This is a genomic window from Brevibacillus sp. 1238, from assembly GCF_029892995.1.
Taxonomy (GTDB): domain Bacteria; phylum Bacillota; class Bacilli; order Brevibacillales; family Brevibacillaceae; genus Brevibacillus; species Brevibacillus parabrevis.
In genome coordinates, this window is sequence record NZ_JARXWC010000002.1 from 522,853 (window position 1) to 547,282 (window position 24,430).

Consider the following 24,430-nt stretch of genomic DNA (forward strand, 5'->3'; position numbering starts at 1 on the left):
CAAGGAGGAAGAACAAATGAAAGAAGGTTCAGGGACGTATCGGATGATTGTGGACAAAGAGACTCGTATCTTTATTGCTTTTGCCGAGGGGCTTTTTGATTTGGAGCAGGGCGGGGCTTTCTGCATGGAGTTTATGAATACGGCCAATCAAATTCCGAACCAAAGCGAATACGCACTGATTGTGGATGTCAAGGACGTCAAACCATCCTCTACAGAGGTACAAACCGCTCTCGTCAACGCCTTGACTCTTTATGTGTCGGACGACTTTTCGTTCAAACATAGATTTATGACCAAATTAACCTCTGCAATCGCCCAATCTCAAATTGCGAGACTGACGAAGCAAATTCCCGATTTTGACCGTAAGCTGATGTTTGTCAATACCAGAGAAGAAGCGTTAAGTAGGCTAGCGGATATTAACAAAACTTTGTGGAGAAAGTAGACGTTGGTTTCGTGACGACTTTCGCTTCATAATCGAGAGCATAAGCGGATTGGGAGGCAACAATGGGAGATACGTACAAGTTTGAAATGATCGCCAATCTGTTCGCTTTCGTGTTTGGGAGGATTATCCATTTGTGCGGCGAACTGATCATCAATAACGATCAGGGAGGTGGAGGTTGGCTATGTTCCAAACCTTGGACCATTTTGTAAAATCGTGGGAGTACGAAGCCGCAGCAACACAAAGAGTGCTCAATCATCTGACGGATGAGTCGCTGAAACAGGAAATCACTCCGGAGAACTGGAATTTGGGACGCACGGCCTGGCATACGGTAGCGGCCATTCGCATCATTACTTCCAATACCGACTTAACATTTGAAGCTACAGAAAAAGATTGGCCTGTTCCTACTTCGGCGTCATTCATAGCAGAGCGTTACCAGCAAGCCAGTCATGCCTTTGTGCAGGCTGTACAAACGCAATGGAGCGACGATGCTTTGCAAGAACGGATAGATTTTCTCGGTCAAAAAATGCCCAATGGAGCGCTCTTGATGTTTTTGATTTTGCACCAAAGCCATCATCGCGGACAAATGACCGTTTTGATGCGACAGGCAGGTTTAACCGTTCCAGGGATTTACGGCCCGGCAAAAGAAGAATGGGCGATTTTCGGGATGGAAGCCCCGAAAATGTAACGTGAGTAAAACGGCATATAATCGCAGTAGTCTAAGACTTTATGCGCAAGGTCTTGCACTGCTGCTTTTTTATGTGTGCAGAGAGAGGTGAAAGGGTTCCAAATCGAGGTGGAGCAATCCTCTTTTCTTGAAGCCGTTTCTTGAAGCCGTGAAAAAGGTAGAGGCAACCTGTCTGCCAGCGGAAAAGTTCAAATCCACAAGCAGATTTGTCCACAGGAACTATTCTCGGAGTGAGCTTGACCATCTTGCAGAGCTGATACAGCAGCCCGCTGAGGTGAACCGTATCACAAATAGTGGTAAAGCAAAGAATGGAAGTTGAAATTATCATGGAATGTACGCTTAAAAGACAAGAGGCTGTCCCAAAAAGTCGATTTTCGGCTGAGGGACGCCCCTTATTCATTTCAAAAACGTTGATAAATCAATGTTTCCGCTTGCTTAATGTTAGCTAATCTGCCTTTTTTAAAAAGCCTCTTGCCGTTTTTTAAGTTTTATTCGGAATTAACGAGTTTACAATGAAAGACAATGTTTGCCTATATACCGCATGTGCAGACTGTACATCTCCCAAATGTCCCCCCATGTAAAGATGAATGACACCATGGAGCGAAGCCCAGAATACGCGTATAACTAATTCAGGGGCATACTGGCCAGCGATGAGACCTTGCTTTTGTGCATTGTTGATCACTGTCAATAATTGCTGCATGGCCGTTTTGGTACCATTTAGGCTTTCCTCATCCGGTTTGAAATCCGCGAATGCGCCTCCGAACATCAATTTATAATAACTTGAGTAACGCTGCCCGAACTGCCAAAAGGCTTCGCCTAAATTCTGCAAATGCTGTGCAGGATCAGCAGCTTGCGGCGTTCCGTCTAATTCGTTAGCGAGAAGTTTACAACCGTCCAGATACAACTGCTGAGCCAATCCCTCTTTATTGACAAACAAGTTATAAATGATTTTTGTCGAGCAACCCATTTGCTGCGCTACTTTACGTACCGTAACGGCTTCCGGACCTTCTTCTTGCAAGAGCATTGCAGCAGCGTCAACAACGAGCTTGCGGAGATTTTCAATATTTTGCAAGCGGGCTTCTTGGTAAGTTTTCAACACTCGTGAGTTCGCAGTGGAGGAGATATCTTGATCGCTAATAATCATCACCTTCGGTTATCAGGTTTTCGTCAGGAAACAAAGTTTCTGACGCTCTTGCAAGGAATTTTATACAGTTGTTAAGCGATTGTCAATGAGACGGCAGATGTTCAACGATATTCAAAGAGCATGTTGACTTTCTAATAAAGCACGGATACAATGAGATCGAATAGAAACACTGTTACCAAATGAAAAGATTGTTGTTGCGTCCCTTGAGCATCGGCAATAGTAACTTTTGCTCATTCGGTAACGGTGTTTCCAAAATAAAACGAAGTATCTAAAGGGAGAGTGGCGTTATGAAGATTTAAGGTAAATGGACGCGCATCATGGGAGCTTCTTCGGTATTGGAGAGCCATTCGCGAGGCAACTGGCCAAACAAGAAAAACGTTTAGCATCAAAGCCGAGGCTATAGTTATGGATCTTGCGAGAGAGGGAACCCAGCTTTAGCCGAAACTGGAGAAGCATTCACGCTCTTAGCTTGATAAAAGCAATATTTTGGAAGTCAAAATCTAAAATCACGCTTAAATGAAAAAAGGAGTCACGCTAATGCCTAATACACAAGTTCGATCCGTTACATCTGCTGGAGAAGTGAATCGCCCTAAACGCTCACGATTACGTGCGAGGATATACAGATGGGGGCTATCGCTGCTCGCAGTGCTCGTTCTAGGAATACTCGTTTTCTTGCTTGTACCTTCACCGATCCAGCCTGCAAAATGGTTAGCACCGACGGCTCCGTCTTTTGAGGAAACGGGTCCGTGGAAACAAAACAGGAAACTCAGCTCGGCTCAGCTTGTGACTGATGCTCCGCAATTCCCTGAATTTATTACATTCGATAAAGCAGGTCAGCTATATACAGGAGATTCGGATGGGAAAATTTACAAGGTTCCTTTCGATGCAGAGGGGAATCCGCAAAAAGCCCAACTTTTTGCAGACACCAAAGGAACCCCTAATGGGCTTATATTCGATGCCAAAGGCGATTTGATCGTTACTGACATCAAGAGAGGACTACTTTCCATTAATCCATCCGGGAACATAGAGGTATTGGCTGATCAAGTGGATGGTAAGCCGATCTATCTAGCTAACGAGCTTGATATTGCCAAGGACGGCTCCATTTATTTTTCGGATACTTCGAATTATGGTAGTGTAACTTTCAAAGAAATTGCCGAGAACAAGCCGCATGGTCGTTTGCTGAAGTACGATCCAAAAACCAAGCAAACGACCGTCTTGTTAGAAAACCTTTATTTTGCAAACGGAGTTGCCTTGTCTGCGGATGAAGATTTTGTGTTAGTGGCCGAATCGTATCGTTATCAATTAACCAGATACTGGATTAAAGGACCGAAGAAGGGTACATCTGATATTTTCGCAGATAATCTCGCAGGCTTTCCAGACAACATTACGCGTGATGATCAAGGTCATTTCTGGGTAGGTATTTACACGACTCGCATTTCTTTTGTAGATCAGATGCATAGCAATCCTTGGCTAGCCAGTACCATGGCCAAATTGCCGGAGTCGCTGCTTAGCGGGGCTAGCGCACCGGCAAAGCATGGGCTTGCTGTAGAGCTCAGCCCGCAGGGGGAGCTGATCGGAAGCTGGCATGATCCGGAAGGCAAACTGTATGGCGTAACTACGGCTGTAAGCCATAACGGATATTTATATATAGGAACGGCACCGGGAGGCAGCAAGGGTGTTCATCGCGTGCTTTTAACAAAATAATGTTTGGATCTTGGCACGATCCACAGCTCCCAAAAGACGGCGATTCGCACGATCACGATACTGCGCGGGCGGAAGTGAGAGCAGTGGGGCGCGCTGTGCCGTGCCGTAGCAGTATCAGTATCACCCGATTAATCCATTAAGCAAAGAAGCATCCTGTATGATTTCCAAGAGTTGGGATGTTTGACCCTGTTGCCAATCTTTTCATGTGATACAATAAGCTGAACGGGTAAGAGGAAAGCTCTACCAGATTGATTTGCAGACCATTCCGGCTGAAACGCACTGCTTTTGCGAGAAAACGAGAAACTGCGCTGGAACAACAATGGAAAGGGCGATTGGATTTGCTCGTCAGCCAATAAACGATAGAGGCAGGCTCATGGGAGAAAAGGAAGAGGCTTGAGCCTGCTCACCAACGGAGGAAAAACTTGCTAAAGTGGGATAGCGATATATGGGGAAAGCTGACAGGACCTTACAGTACCGCAGACAACGTACCTGTGTTATTACAGCAATTGATACAGGAATATGACCAGGGCATTTTTGACGAACTTTTTCAGGAACACTTGTTCCACCAAAATACGATCTATACGGCTACATATGCGGCGATGCCGTTTTTGGCACAAATAGCCTGCTCTACATCTGATGCGGAAGTGCGCAAAGAGCTGTTTATCAATTGCGGTGTCATCGAGGCAAGCCGCGATGAGCGCGACGAGGACCCATTTCCCGAATCTTGGGCGGAGTTGGCTGAAGATGCAGGCAGCTCTGTCTGTATGGAATTGTATCGTGAATATGAAGAGGCCATTGCGAAGCTCAAGGCGCTAACAAAAGAAGTATTCTCCTATGCAGCCGATTCTTCCCTGGATGAGACGGAGAAGCGTTATATTTTGGTGGCGGATGCCGCTTATCGAGGTTCGCATGCTGTTGCCAATATGTTGATGACTTTTATGAACGGCGACGAGTATGTGGCCGTGTGCCCGGCCTGCACAGAAGATGTATACATATGGCCTCAGGAAGATCATCCGGCAAAAATCCTGCAAGTGTTTCAACAAGATCCCGTCTTTCACACGGAGCAGACACCCCATGAAATCGTTCCGGCCCCGTCTTTTGCAGAGGAAGAAATTCGAACATTAGCGGAGCAGGCGGAAGCGATCGGGGAGCAAACATTGGTGAGGCAGCTGCATTATTTAGCGGGGGAAACAGTATGTCCACACTGCCGCGAGAACATTTCTGTATGGCCGTCTTTGCTTGGCACGTTTGTCGGCTAGAGCACAAGTCGTATGAACCTATTGGATTTCTAGGAGCTGTCATGTTGTGACAAGCTCCTTTTTATTTTTCGCTGGATAAGCCAGCCGAGGTGTTAAGGGGAGGCTTGACCGGAAAGGGAGTGCTTTATCCGGTCATGTATGGCCCAACGATTCTACCTTACACGCCTTATGAATATCGCCGTAATAGTCGGTGTACTCCAGCTGTGTTATTTCGCCGGACGCTGAATGATAAAACGTAAGCTGTTCATAAATGGTTTCCGTGATAAAAGTTGTCTTGGTAGAGTCATGACTGACCGGAGTAAGCTTGAATTTATATAACACGCCATACATTTTCGGAACCGTTAAATAAAGTTCCTGATTTTTCGCAGAAACTTCCAGGGATATATTGATCTTGTTTTCAATGAAATAGCTTCCCGTTAGAAAGTCCAGCTTTGTGAACTCAATACGGTCAGCGGGGGGTGGGAAAGTGACATGTTCCTCAAATATGGTTTTTGCTATTTCTCTACTTAAATGTGTGACAGGGGTAACATTTAAATTGCTCAAAAAGATGATCGTAACTTGATTCTCCAAAAATCTGAGGAAATCACTAAAGAATCCGCTAATATCTCCAAAGTGGTGCATACATTTTCTACCGAATAATTCAGTGATCATCCAACCACAAGCATAGGAGCCGAGATTCGGAGTAAACATTTTCTCCGATAGTTCTTGGTTAAGAAGCTTCGCTGATTGTAAGGCTTGATCCCAAATAAGCAAATCTTCCGTAGTAGAGTACATGCCATATGCTCCTAACGGAAAAGACATATCTGGATGGGCGGGATGAATCGGTTCTTCCCAAAATGAATATCCGGAAGCCAAACCAGGTATAACTTTTACGCCATCATCACATCCCGTATGATACATACCCAACGGAAGACAAATATGCTGCTGTAAATATTCAGCATAGGACATGCCTGAAACAGCTTCAATGATGGCAGTCAATAACGCATAGCCAGAGTTTGAGTAACCGTAGTTACTTCCAGGCTCAAAGTCCAAATCTTGCTCTTTAAATGAATCGATAAGTTGATGCAACGAGGAGGGAAGTCTCATGGTACGCAACCAAAAGTCTGGATGACTTGTATAATTGGGAATGCCAGATGTATTTGTTAAGCAATGATAAATCGTGACGCCGTTCCTATTGGGATAATAGGGGAGATACTTGCTGACATAATCCGTTATGTTCAATTTTTGTTTCTCGTGTAATTGAAAAATGCACATAGCTGTAAAAGCCTTCGTAATGGAACCGATGCGAAATTTCGTGTTAGGCGTATTCGGTACCTGATGTTCCCGATTCGCCATACCAAATCCTTTGTTTAGGAGAATTTTTCCATTGGAAGCAACCAATATTGACCCGTTCAGGTAACCATTTCTCTCGTATGACTCGAACCAATGATGAATCCGTTCCTCTACTGTCATGAGTTTCCCCCTGCCTATGAAGTTACACAACGCAACATGCTAACTATCAACATGATAACAAATAACTTAGGAATTAGGAATTTTCTGGTGGAAGGTCGGATAACTCATTCCGCAATCAGAATCAAGCAACCAAAACAGCCGTTTCGCCATTCACGCGCGTCGAAACGGCCATTTTTTTGCCTGTTGCTGAAAAAATTTGTTATAATGCCGAAATTAAGTCGGAAAATGAATGTGATTCTATCGTAAGGATGATCTGCGGATGAAAATTTTAGTAGTCGAAGATGACAAAACGATCGCGTCCGGTCTGGAATATTCGCTGCAACAAGATCGTTTTTCCACCGTGCTTTGCCATGATGTCGCCTCAGCGAAAAAGGTGCTCGCCGAAGACATCGATCAATTTGCTTTATGCTTGTTTGATTTATCGCTTCCGGACGGAAATGGCTATGAACTGTGCAAAATGGTGAAAGACCGCCGAGACATCCCGGTTATCTTTTTGACGGTGATCGACGATGAAGTCAATGTCGTGATGGGGCTTGACATGGGGGCCGACGATTATATTACCAAACCTTTTCGGATTCGCGAGCTTCTCTCCCGAATCAAGTCTGTCTTGCGCAGATACCAGAAGCTGTCTCAAACGAAAACGATCATAGACATCGACCATGTCCGCATCAATACGTTGGAGGGCAAAGTGCATAAAAACGGCACTGAAATTCCGTTGACCGCCTTGGAGTATCGCTTGTTGCTAATTTTTGGAAACCATATTGGACAAGTGCTCACAAGAAATCAGTTGTTGGAGCAAATCTGGGACGTGGCTGGCGACTTCGTGAACGATAATACGTTAACCGTTTATATCAAAAGGCTGCGGGAAAAGCTGGAGGATGATCCGCAACATCCGACATTGATCAAAACGGTCCGCGGTTTCGGCTATAAGGTTGGTGAGTAGATGCTGCGAAATCGGGAAATTCAAATGTTATTGTTCGTCATGGGCTTGATCAGTGTAACGGCGCTCGTTGCCGCCGCTTTTATTTCGCCTGTCGCCGCAGCGCTCGTGTTCATTTTATCGATTTTGCTCATGGGCAGCAGTTTGTTATTTACCAGATGGAGATATCGCGAGCTTGACAAGCTGTCCGTCTATTTGCGGGAAATTAGCAACGGCAATGACTCCCTTGACGTTCGCGATAATCAAGAAGGCGAGCTGAGCATTTTAAAAAACAATATATACAAAGTGACGCTCATGCTCTCGGAGCACCGCTCGCTTTTGCAACGGGATAAAAGGCAACTGACGGATGCGATTTCCGATATTTCGCATCAGCTCAAAACGCCGCTCACCTCTATGACGGTCATGGCGGATTTAGTAAGCGACCCCGACCTCCCTCCGGCCAAAAGAACGGAGTTCACCCACAATATTCGCATCCAGCTGGAACGCATCGATTGGCTTGTTTCTTCCTTATTAAAGCTGTCGAAAATCGACGCGAAGACGGTCCCATTCAAAAAAGATCGAATCCCGGTGAACAGCCTGATCGAAAAGGCGCTGGAGCCGGTGATGATTCCGCTGGACATCAAGCGACAAACGGTTTCCATCGCAGGCGATGCCGACGTCTCTTTTGTCGGCGATTTCAATTGGACAGCCGAAGCAATCATCAACATTTTGAAAAATGCTGTGGAGCACACGCATGAAGGCGGAGCAATCGCGATCACCTTTTTCGAAAACGCGTTGTTTACCGAAATAATCATTGCCGACAACGGAAAAGGCATTCCGAAAGAAGATTTGCCGTATATTTTTAAACGTTTTTACAAAGGCAAGAACGCCAGTGAAGGGAGCATCGGCATCGGGCTTGCGATGGCGCATAGCATCGTTGCCAGCCAGAACGGCGTGATCGATGTGACGAGCAGCAGCGAGAAGGGGACCGAGTTTCGGATTAAATTTTATAAGCAAGTGATTTAGCGGCAGTCCGTAAGTGACTAAATTGTCACCTTCATCGTCACTTGAAAGTCATTTTAGCCCATTAAAATGATAGCCATCAGCACAGCTATGGAGGTTTGACAATGGAAATTTTAAAGATTGAGCATTTGTCCAAAACATACGGCAAAGGCGAGTCGGCGGTGAAGGCGCTTGACGATGTTTCTTTTTCGGTCCAAAAAGGCGAATTTGTCGCGATTATCGGACCGTCCGGCTCGGGAAAATCAACGCTCCTGCATATGCTGGGCGGCGTAGATCGTCCGACTGGCGGCAACGTTTTTGTGGAAGAGACGGACATGTATGCCTTGAACGAAACGCAGCTCGCCATCTTTCGGCGCAGACAAATCGGTCTGATCTACCAGTTTTTCAATCTGATTCCCGTCCTGACGGTGGAAGAGAACATGACACTGCCGCTCTTGCTGGATCAACAAAAGGTAGATAAAAAGCAGCTGGACAGTCTTGTGAATACGTTGAATTTGCAGCATCGCTTAAACCACTTGCCCAATCAATTATCCGGCGGGCAGCAGCAGCGGGTTTCGATCGGCCGCGCGCTGATCAGCAATCCTGCGATCATGCTGGCAGACGAACCGACCGGGAATCTGGACAGCAAAAACAGCAGCGAGATCGTCGACTTGTTAAAAATGTTGAATAAAACTTATCATCAGACGCTGATCGTCATCACGCACGACGAACGCATCGCCTTGCAAGCCGACAGGATCATTTCGATTGAAGACGGAAGGATTGCCAAAGACGAGGTGATCCGGCGATGAACATTGTCCATACGCTAACCATCCGGCATTTGCAGCAAAACAAGAGACGAACGCTCGTAACGATCATCGGCGTCATCATTTCCGTCGCGATGGTGACCGCTGTTGCTACGCTCGTTTTTTCCTTTGCGGATTTAATGATCAGGCAAGCCATCGCAGATAATGGGGAGTGGCACGTCCAATATCAAGATGTAAACAAAGAACAGCTTGCGGCGATCCGCGACGATGAGGCAACCAAAACCGTTGCGATCACACGAGATCTCGGCTATTCCCGATTGGCAGGGAGCCAAAATGAAAACAAGCCGTATTTGTTCATCAAGCAATATGATGCGCAAGGCTTCGCGCAATTTCCGGTTGAATTGAGCAAGGGGCGTCTTCCGCAAACGGACAAGGAAGTCGTTATTTCCGAAGCCGTTGCCACGAACGCCAAAGTGAAGTACGAAATCGGCGATCGTCTCACCCTTCACGTCGGCGAACGCTTCGAAAATGGGGGCGATCATCCCCTGGATCAAACCGAACCGCTGCGCAGGGCAGAAAACCAATTGACTGAAACGTTGCAGCATCTAAAGACGAGAGAGTACACGGTGGTAGGCTTCATCAAGCGTCCACAATGGGAAACGGCGTTGGCACCGGGGTATACGGTCATTAGCTATGTCGATGAAACCATCATGGGGGCAAACGATCGGGTTAATGCAGCGGTAGCTTTGCAGAAAGTCAATCCGACCTTGTTCGCTCATGCGGAAAATTTGGCTGAGAGCAACCAGATCGAAACCGTTCACTATAATAACGACTTGCTTCATTATTACGGCTTGTCCAAAAGCGAAGCGTCGTACAGCATGATGTTTTCATTAACGGCGATTCTGATGGCGGTCATTATGATCGGCTCGGTGTCGCTCATCTACAATGCTTTTGCCATATCCGTCTCGGAACGTTCCCGCCATTTAGGGATGCTTGCGAGCGTGGGGGCTACGAAAAGGCAGAAGAGAAATTCAGTGCTTTTTGAAGGTGTCGTCATCGGCTTGATCAGCATTCCCGTTGGCATCCTGTGCGGTCTTGCCGGGATTGGGATTACGATTTGGTTCATAAACTCCATGATTCAAGGGGCATTATGGACGGCGGAAAAGCTGACGCTCGTCGTCACACCGTTATCGCTTGTGATTACCTGTGTTGTCTCGATGTTGACGATTTTCATTTCCACGTATCTCCCGGCAGTCAAAGCATCCAAGATTTCCGCCATGGACGCGATTCGCCAAACTACCGATGTAAAGCTTACGGCCAAAGCGGTGAAAACGTCAAAGCTCGTTCGCAAGCTGTTTGGCATCGAAGCGGAGATCGGCTTGAAAAACTTGAAAAGGAACAAACGGAGATACCATGCCATCGTTTTTTCGCTCGTCGTCAGCATCGTTTTGTTTTTATCGGTATCGTTTTTTACCGCCAGTCTGAAGCAATCCATCGAACTGTCGCAGGAAGGCGTCAATTACGATATGGAAGTATCGTACGGCGATGGAAAAAGAATCGACGACAGGCTGGTTCAATCCATTGCCTCCCTTGATAACGTAACGGAGTACAACGTGATTCACGCGTTGTACCGAAACGCTTGGGTCGACGAAGCGCTCATCGCCGATGAATTGCGAGAGAAGGTTAAGCAGGATAGGAGTTTGCTCCGGAACGGAAAATATGCTTACGATATAATAATTCACGCCTTAGACGATTCGAGTCTGCAAGCTTATGCCAAAGCGGTCGGCGCAGATTACGAACAGCTTACGAATCCGGATCAGCCTGCCGCGATTGTGCTGGATACGATTCATTACAAAGAGATGGCTACGGGAAAATATGTCCAAGCGAAAGCGATCTATACGCAAGTCGGTGAAAGTATCGAGTTTGCGAAAAGCGATAAAGAAACGGGAGAAAAAACGAAGGGAAACAAAGTGACCGTTGCTGCGTTGACGGATCAAGCTCCTATGGGGATGAACACGCCAGAAATAGGCTGGTTAAACATCGTCGTTTCGGAACGCGTCATGAATCGACTCGCTGATGCCGAGGAGCTGGCTCACGTTCAGACCTTTCTCCATTTGAAAAGTACGGAACCGTTGAAAACGCAGCAAGAAATCGAAGAGCTGCATGAGACCAATCTGCACGTCTACAATTTGTATCAATCCAGAAAAAGCAAAGAACAACGGATTTTGTTGATGTCCGTCTTTTCCTATGGCTTTATCGTATTAATTTCAGCGATTTCCATTGCGAACATTTTTAACACGATCTCGACGGGTGTAGCCCTTCGCAAGCGAGAATTTGCGATGCTGAAATCTGTTGGAATGACGCCAAAAGGCTTTGCGAAGATGCTGAACTACGAAAGTATTTTTTACGGGGTCAAGGCGCTGCTGTTTGGGCTTCCCGTCAGCTTCGTCGTGATGTATCTGATCTATCGAGCATTGGCGAACAAATTCAGCTATGGATTCGCCCTGCCCTGGATGAGTATTTTGTCTGTCATTGTCGCCGTATTTGTCATCGTCGGCTCCGCCATGCTGTATGCCGGCGCGAAAGTAAAAGGGGAAAACATTATCGATGCGTTGAAGCAAGAGCATGCATGATAGGCAATCGTCTTTGGAGGAGCAAACCATGACTACCCAGCAGCGCAAGATCATTCTTGCCCTAACCATACTTTATACCATGGTGATTCTGTATTTTATCTTTCTCGCTTTCGGCAGGTTAGATACGATCGGGCAAATGACCGACTACACCTTTCTTTTTGTACCGGACAGTTTTTTCAAGCTGCCAAGTATAGCAGATTTGCTTCATCCTACACTGATGGATTTTGTGGATTTTGGCAACATTGCCGCTTTCATCCCTTTTGGCGTGTTGATTCCGTTGCTATACCGGACCAGCTTTGTTCGATTCATCGCATGGTTTTTGCTGTCCATTCTTGTGCTGGAAACCATTCAGGCGCTCACTTTGCTCGGCAGCTTCGATGTGAACGACGTCATTCAAAACTCATCAGGGGCAGCAATCGGATTCGGGGCGTACAAACTTGGCATACGGACCAAAAACGTCTGGAGAAATATAGCTGCGACAGGCATTTCTATTGCCGTCCTGATGATCGGGGTGTGGGGATTTTGCGCGATTGTTGACAAAGTGTTCACCAAAGAAGCAGGACCTTTTGTGGCGTTACATGAACTGACAGATAGCACCGGAAATCCAGCAACGGGAAGCAAACCATACAGCTTTAAAATCGGCGGTCAACAGGTAGAACCCACATACAATGTGTACAGCGTCGAAGGCAAAAACAGGGAAACGTACACGTATACGTTGGGCAACAAGGAGCTTTTTCTCTCCTTGTATTATGGGATTCCCGACCAAAAGGATTTTACTGGAAGCATAAGGGTTGCCGTCGATGGACATGAGTTTCTGTTCGCGGCTGCAGAAGATCAACTCCATGAGCCGGGAGTGTTTGAAATTTTCCTCGAACAAGCAAATGAGCTGACGATCACCATTGAGGGAAATGAACAACTATGGGATGTGGGATTTAGAGAGATGAAATATTTCTGGAATTGAGCCAGGCATTACGCAACGGGGAAACTATTTCCTTGGCCAAATTCCTCACAACAGCGGCAGTCCAGGACTTCGTTTCAGGTCTTGGCTCGCCGCTGTTTCTTTTATGGAAACCAGCAACAGACAAATTTTGTATAAACGCCACTGTCGAGAAAGTGCATTGAGGGAAGGGGAGGCATGGGATACAATGCTTGTGAATCAGTGATAATGAGAATTATTTGTATTGTAGGAGTGGTTGATGTGAAGCGGTTGAGTTCCAGAAAAACGGGTCTGCTGGTGTTCGCATTGTCAGCGGCGATTGCGCTGACAGGCTGCGCGGCAAAAGAAGGGGCGAGCGGACAGGCAGTGCAAAGCGACTCGTTGCCGCAGCTTGACGCCGATCATCTGATTATTTTGCCGTCGAATGGAACGTGGGCAGAGGCGGGCAACGAGCAGGCATTGCAGGAGCTGTTGAAAAATCCGGTCTGGCAGACGGTCCCTGCGGTGAAAAAAGGCAACGTCTATCCGGTGGAGCGTTCTTACTGGCAGAAGGGCGCGATTATGGCGAACCACAAAAAAATGGACGAGCTGCTGAAGCTGTTTGCCAGCTAAAACAATAGCGCGATTGACGCAGAAGAAAGTTTTTCAACATAGGTTGAAGAGCTTTCTTTTTTTCGCTACAATCGGAGTTGATGATAATGAATTTCATTTTCAAAATGTGAAAAAGCTCATGGTAGATACCTAGCAATCAGTTTACTGGCTCGCTTTTTCGATGCACAGGCAGAAGCCGAACAGCGCCGATGATCCAGGCGAAGAAGGGGAGCCGTACAAGCACTTTCCTTGCTGGGGAGCGGTGCAAGGTGTTCCGTTTTCGCTCTGTCTGGAATGGCTGGATGAAATGATGCGCTGTCGTTTCGCGCAGAAGGAGACAGCGGCGTTTGCCTGTCCGGTTCGGTTTCAGCAATTGCTTTTGTTACTGTTCCAAAACAAGCGGCTGTCTGCCGAGTCCGCAAGCGTGCCCGACAAGCGCGAAGCCGTGAAGCGCTCGATCCAGCACATGCTTCATTATTGCCAGGAGACGTTGACCGTAGAAGAGTTGGCGCGTATCGTCCAGGTGGATCGTTGGCGGTTTACACGATTGTTTAAACAGGCGACAGGGCAGCTGCCGCTCGATTTTTTGAACGACGTGCGGATTGAGCGCACGAAAAAAATGCTGGCGCAAACCGACGACCGTTTGCAAGATATCGCTGCGCATATGGGATTCAACAACGAATATTACTTGTACGAGCAGTGCCGACGCATCTCCCACACGTGCGTGTTGCCGCAATCAAGCGAGAATTGGCGCTTTTTGCTGCGCAAAGTAGCCGATTATTTCGGGCGGACAGAGCAGGCGGAGGAACAGATTGCTGCCTATGAAGCAAAAGCCCAGCGCGCGCCGTGATTTGCAAGGCATCGCGGACAAGCAGTCGGTTGCTTGCCTGCGCATTTCCGCCGACCATATTTTTCTGTACGCAAATGCAGAAAAAGGGTTCAGCGGCTCTGTATTGTATCGTGATTTGGGGCTGCATCCGTATCGGCAATACCCTGGTTTTACCGAGACGGAGCATGCACCGATGGTCAGCCTGACCAGGGAGCAATTAGCGCATCTGCAAGCTGACCATCTGTTTGTGACCTTTGACAAGTGGCATACGCAAGCGCCCGGAGCGGAGCGTGACATACTCGCTGATCCTATGTGGAGCGCACTTCCAGCCGTTCGCAACCAGCACGTTTACGAGGTCGACTTTTTGACGTGGATGAACAACGGAATGATTGCCAACACCAAGAAGCTGGAGCAGGTCGTCCAGGCATTGGGCTGAGCGATCATTCCCGTTTGTGCAAAAGAAAAGCCACATAGCCAGGACAGACCGCCCGGATGGGAGCGGTCTTCCTTTTTCTAGGAAAGCGGTCCAAGATTTGCAGGTTGCTCGCTCATTCATGCATGGGCTACAGTAGGATAGCGAGGTTGTGGCTTGGTTCTTGCAAGCCCGACTGATACACAGACAGCATGAATGGAAGCGAGGGAGAAGAGGAGCATGAACAAACTTCGGCTTTGGCGAGTAGGTGTGATGACGGCTTTATTGTTTTCCGGATGGACGCACGCTTTGTCCGTTCCTGCCTTTGCCTTGGATACGGCTGAGCTTTCCTTGACTGAGCAGCGCGAAGCCTTTTTGGACAAAATGGACATCAAAGACAAAGACGTCCTCGGCTTTTACCATACGACGATGAAAGACAGCACAGATGCACGCAAGCACAACATCAAAAAGGCGATGAAAAAAATCAACAACGAGAAGATCGCGCCACAAGCTGTCTTTTCTTATAATAAAGAAGTCGGAAACTCCAATCTGGAGGAAGACGGCTGGAAGCAGGCTGGCGTCATCTTGAACGGACAGCTTACAGACGATTTCGGCGGCGGGATTTGCCAAGTCTCCAGCACCTTGTACAACGCGACAGCGGAGGCGGGAATGACGATCGTCGAGCGCCACAATCACAGCAAGTCTGTGGGCTACGTGCCAGCGGGCCAGGATGCGACCGTTGCCTTCGGTGTGCTTGATTTTCAATTTCAAAATCCGTACGATTTTCCCGTTAAAGTGAAAGCCAAAACATACAAAGACAGCGATGTAGTGATCGCCATCGTGCGTGCCTAATCGCGAATAGCCAGGCAAATCCGGGGAGGACATCAAATTGGGATGTACCTCTCTGTTTTTTTGTCTTCAGGAAAAGTAAAATAATGGATAGAGCCACACACAATTTGGTTTTGAGGCAGGCATTCGTGACCATACTGTGTGAAAAGGAGGTGCCGCAATGTACGTACAGGTGACAGGCGAGAAAAAGAACCAGCGCGTGCTCGTGATGGGGGAGCCTCTCAGCTCTTGCCAGCAAGATGAATACTATCTTTTGCCGGGAAGGTTTGTCGGAGCACTGAAGCCGGAAGACTTGCCTGTAGGAATTGCATTCAAGCTTCAAGGCGCCCTTCCTTCTGGATACGGATTTTATCGCGAAGACTCTGTTGTCTTTCGCCGGAAAAACGATGCTTGCGCTCTCTGGATCGAGGTGACTTCCACTTATGTCATCTCGGAGTGGGATGGATTGTTTTCGCTCGACGCAACCGTTCTGGCGCGCAAAGCGGTCATTGAGCAGCACCAGCAGCTGGAGTTCGTCCTGTATGAAAAGAACGAACAAATGGTCAGACTCCGCTACGGGTTCATGTGGGCTTCTGATGAAGCAACGGATTTGGAGAGCGCGCTGGAAGCGATTTGCGATACCGTATTTGAAGTGGAGGCCAGAGGAAACGCAAGGCTGTGGCCGGGCTATGACAACTGCTTTGACGAGTATTGAGCGGCTTTTGCCGTCCTCTCTGCCATGATATAGTAAATGGGAGCGACAAGCTTTCATAAGGAGAGGACAAAAATGGAACAAATCCGCAATATATACTGTGTGGGCCGCAACTACCGACTGCACGCGGCTGAGCTGGGGAATGACGTACCGAAAAAGCCGATGATATTTGCCAAGCCGACACACGCTTTGGCCATGACGAACGGGCAGGAAATCGCGCTGCCTGGCACGCGCGGCGAGCTTCATTATGAAGCGGAGATTGTCGTGCATATCGCAAGACCGTATGAGCCAGGCTGTGCGCTTGAGCAGGTGATTGACAAAGTCGCCTTGGGCATTGATTTTACGTTGCGCGATGTGCAAAGCGAGCTGAAAAGCGCTGGCCATCCGTGGTTGCTTGCCAAAGGGTTTAAAAATTCCGCAATCTTGACGCCGTTTCAGCCGTTCTCGGGGCTGTCTGCCTTGCAGCAAGCCGACTTTTCGCTGCATAAAAACGGCGAGCAAGTTCAGCGAGGTAATATTAGCGACGTCATCTTTGATCTGGAAACGATTTTGGCTTATGTAGAAGAACATTTCGGTCTGGGAGCTGGCGACATCATTTACACGGGAACACCAGCGGGTGTCGGGCCAGTGGCAGACGGCGATGTGCTGACACTCAAATGGGGCGACGAAGAGTGGGGCCAGTTTACCGCCAGATTGAAAGGATAACGAGCCTTACTCCGCCAAGAGAAAACCCATCTTCTGACATGATCAGGCAGAAGATGGGTTTTTTTCGTGCATCGCGCCATTGAAATCGTTTCTCAATGGCTTCTGGTGCTATGGAACTAAAAGGCAAGAACAGCCTACTTTGCCGCTTGTTTTCTGAGTAGTCCGATGCTACTAATTCCTGAATTGGTAAATTTTACGGTCTTATCCTCCTGTTTCCTCCTGCGGTAATCTGTCCATGTACCCAAGACGGGTGCCACAACATAACAAGGAGGAAAAGAAAGTGACGAAACGAGATTGGGTAATGAAGTCAACAATAGCAGTCCTACTGAGTACGTCCCTGTTAATGGGTGGTCAAGTTGGACAGGCGGCCGCTAAGACGCAAGATTCAAAACAATCTGATGTAGTCAATATTGCCACATCGCTGATTGGGAAAGATTATGAATATAAAGCAAAAGGTCCAAAACAATTCGGTTCCGCAGAGCTGGCTACGTACACGTACAAACAAGTCGGCATCACAATCGGCAGCACGATCTCAAGCTTGTCCAAGGCAGGCAAAAAAGTCTCCCAAGACAGCGTTGAGCCGGGAGACCTGGTATTCTTCTCATCGACAGGAAGCGGAAGCGCATCTTTTATGGGAATATACATAGGCAATGATCAATTCGTCTATTCCTCCCAAGGCGAGGATGCCGTTGTCGTGAAAAGCTATTCCGAGTACAGCGACAAATTCGTAGGGGCTCGCCGCATTTTGGAAGAGACAAGCTCTTCGGATAATTCCGGAGACGATACACAGCAAGCTCCAAGCGATCTTGCCAACAAAGTAATCAAGATCGGTGAAAAGTATATGGGAACGAAATACAAGTACGGTTCTTCCAGCAGCAGCACCAAAACGTTTGACTGCTCTTCCTTCACGCAGCGCGTCTTCAAGGAAGCGGGAATCACGTTGCCGCGCGACTCCCGCCAGCAATCCACAGTAGGTACGACTGTGTCCAAGAAGAACCTGCAAAAAGGTGACCTGCTCTTCATGAAGGCTTCCGCCAACAGCTCCTCCGACCGGATCACGCACGTGGCGATCTATGCTGGAAACGGCAAAATCTTGCACACGTACGGCAGTCCTGGTGTGACGTATTCCAAGTACGATGGGACGAACTGGGAAAAGCGTGTTGTCAAAGTCAAGCGCGTTCTGTAACCTTCATACAGTGTCATCAGTTCGAATCGGCTCTCGTGCATCTGCATGGGGGCCTTTGTTATGTATGACGTAGGAAGTGCCATAATCGTTTCGCCCGTATGGCGTGCCAATTTTTGTATCATGACGCTGTTTTTCTTTTGTTTGAATAGAGTGTAAAGAGGAAAAATTAAAAAAACGTCGAAGTGTCTTTTTACATACGTAAACAAAGTGGGGGTGTGTCATTTGAAATTGAACATGCCAGTCAAATACAACTTCGCGGCGCAAGTCGATGAGTGGGCGAAAAAGAACCCGGAAAGACGCGCTGTCTGGGAGTTGGACGAGCAAGGAAACGAACACATTTTGACCTATGAGGAGTTGCGCCGCTATTCCAATCGCATCGCCAATGCACTTGGCTCCATCGGGATTGGCGAAAAGGATCGGGTGCTGGTGCTCGTCTCTCGCGGCACACTTGCCTACGGACTGTACCTCGCCTTGCTGAAGCTGGGCGCCGTCATCATGCCCGGATCGGAAATGCTGCGCTACAAAGACATCGAATATCGGGTGAACCACGCCAGAGCGAAAGCAGTCATCAGCTTTGACGGGGTGATGGACGAGGTGGAGCCGACTCGCGGCAACTGCCCAAGCTTGACGTATTACATCACAACAGGAGCAGGCAAAGACGGCTGGGTATCGCTTGCCGGACTGATGGAAGGGCAGAGTGAAGAATGTACCGCAGCAGATACGGACGCTGACGAGCTTGCGTTTTTGTCCTACACGTCCGGGACGACAGGCGGGCCAAAAGGCGTCATGCACGTCCACGGCTGGCCGTTCGCCCATCTGGCGGTAGCAGCCAAGCAGTGGCTCGATGTGCGCGAAGGCGACCTGGTCTGGGCGACAGCAGGCCCTGGGTGGGCGAAGTGGATCTGGAGTCCGTTCGTATCCACGTTGGGGATGGGAGCGACGGCGTTCGTCTACAAAGGACGGTTCGTTGCCGAAAACTATTTGACTATTTTGCAAAATTACCCCGTTTCCGTGCTGTGTGCCACGCCAACCGAATACAGGCTGATGGCAAAAGTATCCGATCTGTCGCAGTACAAGCTGCAAGCGCTGCGCTCGGCATGTTCGGCAGGCGAGCCGTTGAATCGGGAAGTGATTGACACGTTCCGCCGCGAATTTGCGTTGACGGTGCGCGACGGCTATGGACAGACGGAAAGCACGCTTTTGGTCGGCACCTTTGTCGGCATGGAGCCGAAGCCTGGTTCGATGGGCAAGCCTTCGCCAGTCGTGCGGATTGCAATTATTGACGAGGAAGGGCACGAGCTGCCCGTCGGCAAAGTCGGCGATATTGCCATTGACCGCAATCTGGTGGCGCTGTTCAAAGGGTACCTGGACGATCCCGAGCGCACGGCGAGAGCTTTCCGTGGCGACTGGTACGTCACGGGCGATCAGGGGCAGATGGATGAGGACGGCTACATCTGGTTCGAAGGCCGCTCGGATGACATCATCATCTCTGGCGGCTATACGATCGGGCCGTTCGAAGTGGAAGATGCGCTGGTCAAGCATCCGGCAGTGGCCGAGTGCGCGGCGGTCGCCAGTCCCGATCCGGAACGCGGACATGTGGTGAAGGCGTTTGTGATTTTGAAAAAAGGCCAGACGCCGTCTGACGGGCTGGTTGCCGAGCTTCAGGATCATGTCAAAACATTGACTGCGCCGTACAAATATCCGCGCAAGATCGAATTTGTCCAGGAACTGCCGAAAACGACATCGGGCAAGATCAGACGGATCGAGCTGCGCCAGCAGGAGGCCGGAACGCATCGTTATTGATCGGGGCAAGCCTTACGAAATTGTAAGCTTGCTGTAAGTGGATTCGATGGGAGATAACATCCCCCTTCCTTACAATGAAGGTGTACTGCAAGGCAAGGGGGAATGTAGCATGAACCAGCTTTCCGTCCCGGTAGGGGGAAACGCGAATCCATATGCAGCAGCAACCGTAAACCAGCCAGCGCGAAAGCGGGCATGGTCGTGGAAAAAAAGAGCGGGCATTTTGCTTGTTTTCATGTTGATTGTTACGATTTTGACTCCGGTTGTCTTGACCTGGGCCGGCAACTGGTGGATCGATGACCAAAAGCTGGCGGCCGTGCAGCACCCGGCTCACGGTGCCTACGTCAAGCTCGACGAGATGCCTGATTATGTCTGGAAGTCGTTCGTGGCAATTGAAGATCATCGGTACATGCAGCATCCGGGAGTCGATCCGTACGGGCTTGCCCGGGCGATCTGGATCGATGTTCGCGAAGGCGCCTACGTGCAGGGGGGCAGCACGATCACGATGCAGCTCGCCCGCAACCTGTTTTTGACCCATGACAAAACGATGGGCAGAAAAGTCAAGGAAATGGCGATTGCCTTGCAACTGGAACAGCGCTACAGCAAAAAAGAGCTGCTGGAAATGTACCTGAACGTGATTTACTTCGGACACGGGCACTACGGCATCGGCGAAGCTGCCGAGTTTTACTTCAACAAATCTGCGGCAACAGCAGGGGGAAAAGTTCCGCTGACGATCGGGGAAACAGCGATCCTCGCGTCTTTGCCAAAGGCGCCGGAAGCGTATTCGCCTGTGAAGCATTGGGAAAAGGCCAAGTCCCGTCAGGCGGTTGTCCTGAACAGAATGGCGGAGCTGAACGTCATCGATCAAGAGACGCTCAAAGCGGCCAAGCTGGAAAACGTAGTGGTTACGGGAGCGAAGAACAGCAAGGGCAAGTCTTCGCTGTAACTCCATCCTTACACGATTAATGAAGCGAGGCTCGGTCTTCTGTCTGAAAGGCAGGGGGCCGGGCTTTTTTTTGCGGGGGGCACTCGTCAGTTACAGAGGAGGCGGCAGGGTTGCTGTTCACTCATCTGTCGAAGGGCAGGCAGTAGGGTTGTAGCTGTTTGCTCATCAGTCACAGGGCAGGCAGTAGGGGTTGTAGCTGTTCACTCATCTGTCGCAGAGCGTGCGGCATGGATGAGCTGTGCTCTCACCCATATCCCGAACGCTGCATAAAGTAAGGGGAGGAACTACAGGAAGGAGCCACGAGTGTCATGAATGCGTATCCGTATCAGCCCCAGTCCCAGCCGGGATCAAACACCCCGTCGATGACGTCGTTGATTGACCCGTTCGTGTATCAAACGTTGTTAGGCGTTGTGCAGCGTGATGTTACCATCCAAACGACGCAAGGAAACCTCCGAGGAAACGTAGTCAACGTCCTGCCCGACCACGTCGTTTTGCGAGTCGGCGGCTCTACGTTTTTCGTGCGCATACAGCAAATCGTCTGGGTCATGCCGAGTTAGTGACATGATACAACCTTTCCCCCTCATAAAACAGTAAAGACAGGAGGATGACGGGGGAGGGAATCGCGTTGTTTACACGGATTAACCGATTGGCTATCGAGCTTCCGGAGCCGGAATACGGAGACGCCAACGCCGCTGCGGCCGTCCAGGAGCTATTGGGCGGCCGTTTTGGCGAGATGTCGACTTTGAACAACTATTTGTATCAATCGTTCAATTTTCGCGGGAAAAGAAAGCTGAAGCCGTTTTACGACCTCGTCGCGAGCATCACGGCAGAAGAGGTAGGACACGTCGAGCTGGTATCCAATGCGATCAACTTGTGCATGAAAGGCATTACGCGGCCTGGCGATCCCGACACTACACCGCTCGCAAACGGCTTGAACAAGCGCAACACATACCATTTCATTGCCTCGGCACAGACCGCGCTGCCCGGTGATTCGATGGGCAAATCGTGGACGGGCGACTACGTGTTCACCAGCGGCAATCTCGTGCTCGATCTGCTGCACAACTTTTTTCTCGAATGCGGGGCGCGCACCCACAAAATGCGCGTGTACCAGATGACCGATCACCCGACGGCACGAGCGATGATTGGCTATTTGCTCGTCAGAGGCGGCGTGCATGTGGTGGCCTACGCCAAGGCGCTGGAAATTGCTACGGGAGTCGATTTGACGAAAATGCTTCCTGTCCCGGATTTGGACAACGAGCAGTTTGACGCGACTCATCCGTATATTGCCATGGGGCTAAACCGCAAGCTGTTTACGTTCAGCTACCAGGACTATCAGGATATCGCGATGATCTGGCGCGGACCTTTGCCGGACGGATCAACCGCGGAGGTCATTCAAGGCGTCCCGGATGGCGGGCCTGTTCCCGATCTGGATGAATTGCCGGAGGAGTTTGCGCCAGGGGTGTCGCGGGAAGACTTTTTGGAAATTGCCAAACGGTTACAGCGATCAGCCGGGCTGTAGGGGAAAAAGAGGATGAACGCAAAGGCAAAACAAAGACCAATCAGCTTGAGTTCGCCAGGGCGAGGGCTGATTGGTCGATTGCTTTTTTAGGGGAGTCAGGTCAGGTTGTGCGATTGACCGCTTTCTCCAGCGCATCTTCGAGGACGTGGGCGTATTGCATCGTCGTCTCGATTTTCGAGTGTCCCAACTGCGCTTGCAGCTGGTGAGGGTCGGGATTCAGCCGCAAAAACTGGGTGGCAAAGCTGTGCCGCAGCTTGTGGACGGACAGATCAGGGATCCCGAATGCTTTCGCGTATTTTTTGACCAGCTTTTGTACCGAGCGCACTTCGATTCGGTGGCCGTGCGGCTTCGTTGGCGATACCGCGAGGAAAACAGCGTCCTCCTGGGAGCCAGGATGATACTTGTCGCGCAGAGCCAGGTAACGACCGAGATACTCCTTGCCCCAGTCGCTGAAAAAAGGAGCGTCTTCCTTCTTGCCTTTTCTGATCATTTTCAACTGATTTTTTTCCATGACGATGTCGGACAAGTCCAGGCTGACGATCTCCGAGACGCGAAACCCGCCAGAGAGAATCAGCGCGATCATTGCCGTATCCCGGTCGCGATTTTGCAGGTGGTACTGCCGCTTTTTTTCCGTGTCACAGTGGGCGAGGTAGCCGTTGTAAACAAAATCGACGAACTGATAAATTTCATCGTCGATCAAAATTTTTGCCCGGATGGCGTGGGCGCGGGCGAGCGGTGTCATCTCTGTTGCGTCCAGCTCGATTTTGGCCAGGACATTGCGCTTCAAATACGCCTCGCCATGCTCGTCTTCCGCCAGCGCCGCTAAATAATGAAACAACGACTTCAGGCTGGAAATTTTTCGGCTGATCGTCCGGTCGCTGTACTCTTTTTTCGCGCTGCGCGTCGGGTTGGTCAGCAGGGCGGCGCGTTCGTACAGATGCGATTCCTGCAAGTACAAGACGTAGCTTTCGATCGTCTCCTTTTTCAGCTCGTTCAGATCAGAGAGGGGCATGTCCTTGAGCTCTGTCGCCTGCGTCAAACCTTCTGTCATCATCCAGCGAAAGAAAAAGGCGATGTCGCGCAAATACCCGAGCAAGGTGGAAGGGGAGCTTTTTTTCGTCTTTTTATGGTCGATAAATTTTTCTACATACCAGGGAAAAGACCCGATTGTCTGGAGCAGTTGCAAGGCATCTCGCTGCTTGGTTACGGACATGTGATCCACCGCCCTCCAAAGATTGGAATAGTTGTATACGAACATATATTCTAGCAAAAAGGAAACGTTCTGGGAATTGCAAATTGCGCTATTTACAGTCATGATGAGAAAAAGTAAAGTAGAAAAGTAAATAAAACGTAATCGTTACGATTATTTCGCGGGAGGAATGTTCATTGGCAACGTGGGATTTGTCTCAAACGCGTCACCATGTGTTGCTCTGCAATGGCGGGAGCTGTATGCGCAACGGGGGCGAGGAAGTGACGGTAGCGCTGCGGGAAGCGATCACCGAGGCTGGTCTGGACGACTATGTACATACGAGCCGCACGCGCTGCAACGGGCGCTGTGAGGATGCCTGTGTCGTAGTCGTCTATCCGGAAGGCATCTGGTATCAGAACGTGACCCCGGAAGACGCCAAGCAGATGGTCGATCAGCATTTTCGCCTGGGTCAACCGATCGAAGCTTTGATGACGCATCGCTTTGCAGGGGATGGATTTGCCCGCACGTCCGATGCCAAACCGGGGATGTTGAAATCGGCCAAAGCGAAAAAGTAAGCAAGAGCCACGCTCCACTGGAAAAGAGGAGGGTGGTTTTTTGTTGCGCGGCTTTGTCTAAGATTCCAACAAAAGGAGAACTTATGTAGGAATAGGTTTTTCTGCGATTTGCCTGAAAGCGTCATCAAATATGTCTTTGTGATATGGACATTTAAAGAAAATGGTGGTAACCTATTAGTAAATAAGGTTGATTTAAAGGG

24 protein-coding genes are annotated in these 24,430 nt (G+C 49.2%); 21 read left to right on the forward strand and 3 right to left on the reverse strand.

Annotation, left to right across the window (positions count from 1 at the left end; all coding sequences use genetic code 11):
- The first annotated feature begins 16 nt into the window (after nucleotides 1–16).
- Nucleotides 17–439 carry a hypothetical protein gene (locus M2298_RS06445; protein ID WP_063227061.1) on the forward strand — a complete coding sequence of 141 codons (423 nt, stop codon included), beginning with the start codon at nucleotides 17–19 and terminating at the stop codon, nucleotides 437–439.
- A 181-nt stretch (nucleotides 440–620) separates the two neighbouring features.
- On the forward strand, nucleotides 621–1,124 hold the full coding sequence (locus M2298_RS06450) for a DinB family protein (protein ID WP_063227062.1): 504 nt from the start codon (nucleotides 621–623) through the stop codon (nucleotides 1,122–1,124).
- 481 nt (nucleotides 1,125–1,605) lie between these two features.
- On the opposite strand, the gene M2298_RS06455 is transcribed toward M2298_RS06450, so the two are convergent.
- Complete coding sequence (locus M2298_RS06455) at nucleotides 1,606–2,262, reverse strand: TetR/AcrR family transcriptional regulator (protein ID WP_122963650.1); 657 nt, start codon at nucleotides 2,260–2,262, stop codon at nucleotides 1,606–1,608.
- Nucleotides 2,263–2,805: 543 nt separating this feature from the next.
- Between M2298_RS06455 and M2298_RS06460 the strand changes: the two genes are divergently transcribed.
- Together M2298_RS06460 and M2298_RS06465 are read left to right on the forward strand one after the other, a co-directional pair.
- Nucleotides 2,806–3,972, forward strand: coding sequence for an SMP-30/gluconolactonase/LRE family protein (locus tag M2298_RS06460; RefSeq protein WP_063227063.1), 1,167 nt, complete (start codon nucleotides 2,806–2,808; stop codon nucleotides 3,970–3,972).
- A gap of 422 nt (nucleotides 3,973–4,394) precedes the next feature.
- On the forward strand, nucleotides 4,395–5,231 hold the full coding sequence (locus tag M2298_RS06465; RefSeq protein ID WP_063227064.1) for a hypothetical protein: 837 nt from the start codon (nucleotides 4,395–4,397) through the stop codon (nucleotides 5,229–5,231).
- A 132-nt stretch (nucleotides 5,232–5,363) separates the two neighbouring features.
- On the opposite strand, the gene M2298_RS06470 is transcribed toward M2298_RS06465, so the two are convergent.
- Entirely contained in the window at nucleotides 5,364–6,683 is a 1,320-nt protein-coding gene (locus M2298_RS06470; RefSeq protein ID WP_122963448.1) for a serine hydrolase domain-containing protein, read from the reverse strand.
- A 259-nt stretch (nucleotides 6,684–6,942) separates the two neighbouring features.
- On the opposite strand from M2298_RS06470, the gene M2298_RS06475 reads away from it, so the two are divergent.
- The 16 genes from M2298_RS06475 to M2298_RS06550 all read left to right on the forward strand — a co-directional run bounded on the left by M2298_RS06475 (nucleotide 6,943) and on the right by M2298_RS06550 (nucleotide 22,466).
- The gene (locus M2298_RS06475) at nucleotides 6,943–7,626 is read left to right on the forward strand and encodes a response regulator transcription factor (RefSeq protein WP_217021801.1); all 684 of its coding nucleotides are present in this window, start codon (nucleotides 6,943–6,945) and stop codon (nucleotides 7,624–7,626) included.
- Nucleotides 7,627–8,628 (forward strand): sensor histidine kinase, encoded by a 1,002-nt coding sequence (locus M2298_RS06480; RefSeq protein ID WP_242771638.1) that lies wholly within the window; start codon nucleotides 7,627–7,629, stop codon nucleotides 8,626–8,628. It abuts the gene before it with no gap.
- Between the two features lie 101 nt (nucleotides 8,629–8,729).
- Nucleotides 8,730–9,413 carry an ABC transporter ATP-binding protein gene (locus M2298_RS06485; RefSeq protein WP_122963445.1) on the forward strand — a complete coding sequence of 228 codons (684 nt, stop codon included), beginning with the start codon at nucleotides 8,730–8,732 and terminating at the stop codon, nucleotides 9,411–9,413.
- Nucleotides 9,410–12,001: an ABC transporter permease gene (locus tag M2298_RS06490; RefSeq protein WP_280648339.1), complete on the forward strand. Its 2,592-nt coding sequence runs from the start codon at nucleotides 9,410–9,412 to the stop codon at nucleotides 11,999–12,001. The genes M2298_RS06485 and M2298_RS06490 overlap by 4 nt, the downstream gene beginning before the upstream one ends.
- Nucleotides 12,002–12,029: 28 nt before the next feature.
- Entirely contained in the window at nucleotides 12,030–12,962 is a 933-nt protein-coding gene (locus M2298_RS06495; RefSeq protein ID WP_280648340.1) for a VanZ family protein, read from the forward strand.
- 237 nt (nucleotides 12,963–13,199) lie between these two features.
- On the forward strand, nucleotides 13,200–13,550 hold the full coding sequence (locus M2298_RS06500; protein ID WP_280648341.1) for a TroA family protein: 351 nt from the start codon (nucleotides 13,200–13,202) through the stop codon (nucleotides 13,548–13,550).
- A 160-nt stretch (nucleotides 13,551–13,710) separates the two neighbouring features.
- Entirely contained in the window at nucleotides 13,711–14,379 is a 669-nt protein-coding gene (locus M2298_RS06505; protein ID WP_280648342.1) for a helix-turn-helix domain-containing protein, read from the forward strand.
- Nucleotides 14,351–14,794, forward strand: coding sequence for an ABC transporter substrate-binding protein (locus tag M2298_RS06510; RefSeq protein ID WP_280648343.1), 444 nt, complete (start codon nucleotides 14,351–14,353; stop codon nucleotides 14,792–14,794). The genes M2298_RS06505 and M2298_RS06510 overlap by 29 nt, the downstream gene beginning before the upstream one ends.
- 216 nt (nucleotides 14,795–15,010) lie before the next feature.
- Complete coding sequence (locus M2298_RS06515) at nucleotides 15,011–15,622, forward strand: VanW family protein (protein ID WP_122963439.1); 612 nt, start codon at nucleotides 15,011–15,013, stop codon at nucleotides 15,620–15,622.
- Nucleotides 15,623–15,779: 157 nt separating this feature from the next.
- Nucleotides 15,780–16,313: a hypothetical protein gene (locus M2298_RS06520; protein WP_122963438.1), complete on the forward strand. Its 534-nt coding sequence runs from the start codon at nucleotides 15,780–15,782 to the stop codon at nucleotides 16,311–16,313.
- Nucleotides 16,314–16,385: 72 nt separating this feature from the next.
- Nucleotides 16,386–17,015: a fumarylacetoacetate hydrolase family protein gene (locus tag M2298_RS06525; RefSeq protein WP_280648344.1), complete on the forward strand. Its 630-nt coding sequence runs from the start codon at nucleotides 16,386–16,388 to the stop codon at nucleotides 17,013–17,015.
- A 280-nt stretch (nucleotides 17,016–17,295) separates the two neighbouring features.
- Nucleotides 17,296–18,201 carry a C40 family peptidase gene (locus tag M2298_RS06530; protein ID WP_122963436.1) on the forward strand — a complete coding sequence of 302 codons (906 nt, stop codon included), beginning with the start codon at nucleotides 17,296–17,298 and terminating at the stop codon, nucleotides 18,199–18,201.
- Nucleotides 18,202–18,423: 222 nt separating this feature from the next.
- Nucleotides 18,424–20,004, forward strand: coding sequence for an acetate--CoA ligase (locus M2298_RS06535; RefSeq protein WP_280648345.1), 1,581 nt, complete (start codon nucleotides 18,424–18,426; stop codon nucleotides 20,002–20,004).
- A gap of 109 nt (nucleotides 20,005–20,113) precedes the next feature.
- Nucleotides 20,114–20,947, forward strand: a complete 834-nt coding sequence (locus M2298_RS06540; RefSeq protein ID WP_173595880.1) for a transglycosylase domain-containing protein — start codon at nucleotides 20,114–20,116, stop codon at nucleotides 20,945–20,947.
- A 308-nt stretch (nucleotides 20,948–21,255) separates the two neighbouring features.
- Nucleotides 21,256–21,504 carry a YuzF family protein gene (locus M2298_RS06545; protein WP_173598837.1) on the forward strand — a complete coding sequence of 83 codons (249 nt, stop codon included), beginning with the start codon at nucleotides 21,256–21,258 and terminating at the stop codon, nucleotides 21,502–21,504.
- Nucleotides 21,505–21,572: 68 nt separating this feature from the next.
- Nucleotides 21,573–22,466, forward strand: a complete 894-nt coding sequence (locus M2298_RS06550) for a manganese catalase family protein (RefSeq protein WP_063227078.1) — start codon at nucleotides 21,573–21,575, stop codon at nucleotides 22,464–22,466.
- A 100-nt stretch (nucleotides 22,467–22,566) separates the two neighbouring features.
- On the opposite strand, the gene xerS is transcribed toward M2298_RS06550, so the two are convergent.
- Complete coding sequence (gene xerS, locus M2298_RS06555) at nucleotides 22,567–23,679, reverse strand: tyrosine recombinase XerS (protein WP_122963432.1); 1,113 nt, start codon at nucleotides 23,677–23,679, stop codon at nucleotides 22,567–22,569.
- Nucleotides 23,680–23,852: 173 nt separating this feature from the next.
- Between xerS and M2298_RS06560 the strand changes: the two genes are divergently transcribed.
- Entirely contained in the window at nucleotides 23,853–24,230 is a 378-nt protein-coding gene (locus M2298_RS06560) for a (2Fe-2S) ferredoxin domain-containing protein (protein WP_122963431.1), read from the forward strand.
- Nucleotides 24,231–24,430 lie beyond the last annotated feature (200 nt).

What these genes read in the sequence shown, in the direction of transcription:
- M2298_RS06445 (WP_063227061.1), top strand. Translation starts at nt 17, where the DNA reads ATGAAAGAAGGTTCAGGGACGTATCGGATGATTGTGGACAAAGAGACT.
- M2298_RS06450 (WP_063227062.1), top strand. Translation starts at nt 621, where the DNA reads ATGTTCCAAACCTTGGACCATTTTGTAAAATCGTGGGAGTACGAAGCC.
- M2298_RS06460 (WP_063227063.1), top strand. Translation starts at nt 2,806, where the DNA reads ATGCCTAATACACAAGTTCGATCCGTTACATCTGCTGGAGAAGTGAAT.
- M2298_RS06470 (WP_122963448.1), bottom strand. Translation starts at nt 6,683, where the DNA reads ATGACAGTAGAGGAACGGATTCATCATTGGTTCGAGTCATACGAGAGA.
- M2298_RS06475 (WP_217021801.1), top strand. Translation starts at nt 6,943, where the DNA reads ATGAAAATTTTAGTAGTCGAAGATGACAAAACGATCGCGTCCGGTCTG.
- M2298_RS06480 (WP_242771638.1), top strand. Translation starts at nt 7,627, where the DNA reads ATGCTGCGAAATCGGGAAATTCAAATGTTATTGTTCGTCATGGGCTTG.
- M2298_RS06485 (WP_122963445.1), top strand. Translation starts at nt 8,730, where the DNA reads ATGGAAATTTTAAAGATTGAGCATTTGTCCAAAACATACGGCAAAGGC.
- M2298_RS06490 (WP_280648339.1), top strand. Translation starts at nt 9,410, where the DNA reads ATGAACATTGTCCATACGCTAACCATCCGGCATTTGCAGCAAAACAAG.
- M2298_RS06495 (WP_280648340.1), top strand. Translation starts at nt 12,030, where the DNA reads ATGACTACCCAGCAGCGCAAGATCATTCTTGCCCTAACCATACTTTAT.
- M2298_RS06505 (WP_280648342.1), top strand. Translation starts at nt 13,711, where the DNA reads ATGCACAGGCAGAAGCCGAACAGCGCCGATGATCCAGGCGAAGAAGGG.
- M2298_RS06510 (WP_280648343.1), top strand. Translation starts at nt 14,351, where the DNA reads ATGAAGCAAAAGCCCAGCGCGCGCCGTGATTTGCAAGGCATCGCGGAC.
- M2298_RS06515 (WP_122963439.1), top strand. Translation starts at nt 15,011, where the DNA reads ATGAACAAACTTCGGCTTTGGCGAGTAGGTGTGATGACGGCTTTATTG.
- M2298_RS06520 (WP_122963438.1), top strand. Translation starts at nt 15,780, where the DNA reads ATGTACGTACAGGTGACAGGCGAGAAAAAGAACCAGCGCGTGCTCGTG.
- M2298_RS06525 (WP_280648344.1), top strand. Translation starts at nt 16,386, where the DNA reads ATGGAACAAATCCGCAATATATACTGTGTGGGCCGCAACTACCGACTG.
- M2298_RS06540 (WP_173595880.1), top strand. Translation starts at nt 20,114, where the DNA reads ATGAACCAGCTTTCCGTCCCGGTAGGGGGAAACGCGAATCCATATGCA.
- M2298_RS06545 (WP_173598837.1), top strand. Translation starts at nt 21,256, where the DNA reads ATGAATGCGTATCCGTATCAGCCCCAGTCCCAGCCGGGATCAAACACC.
- xerS (WP_122963432.1), bottom strand. Translation starts at nt 23,679, where the DNA reads ATGTCCGTAACCAAGCAGCGAGATGCCTTGCAACTGCTCCAGACAATC.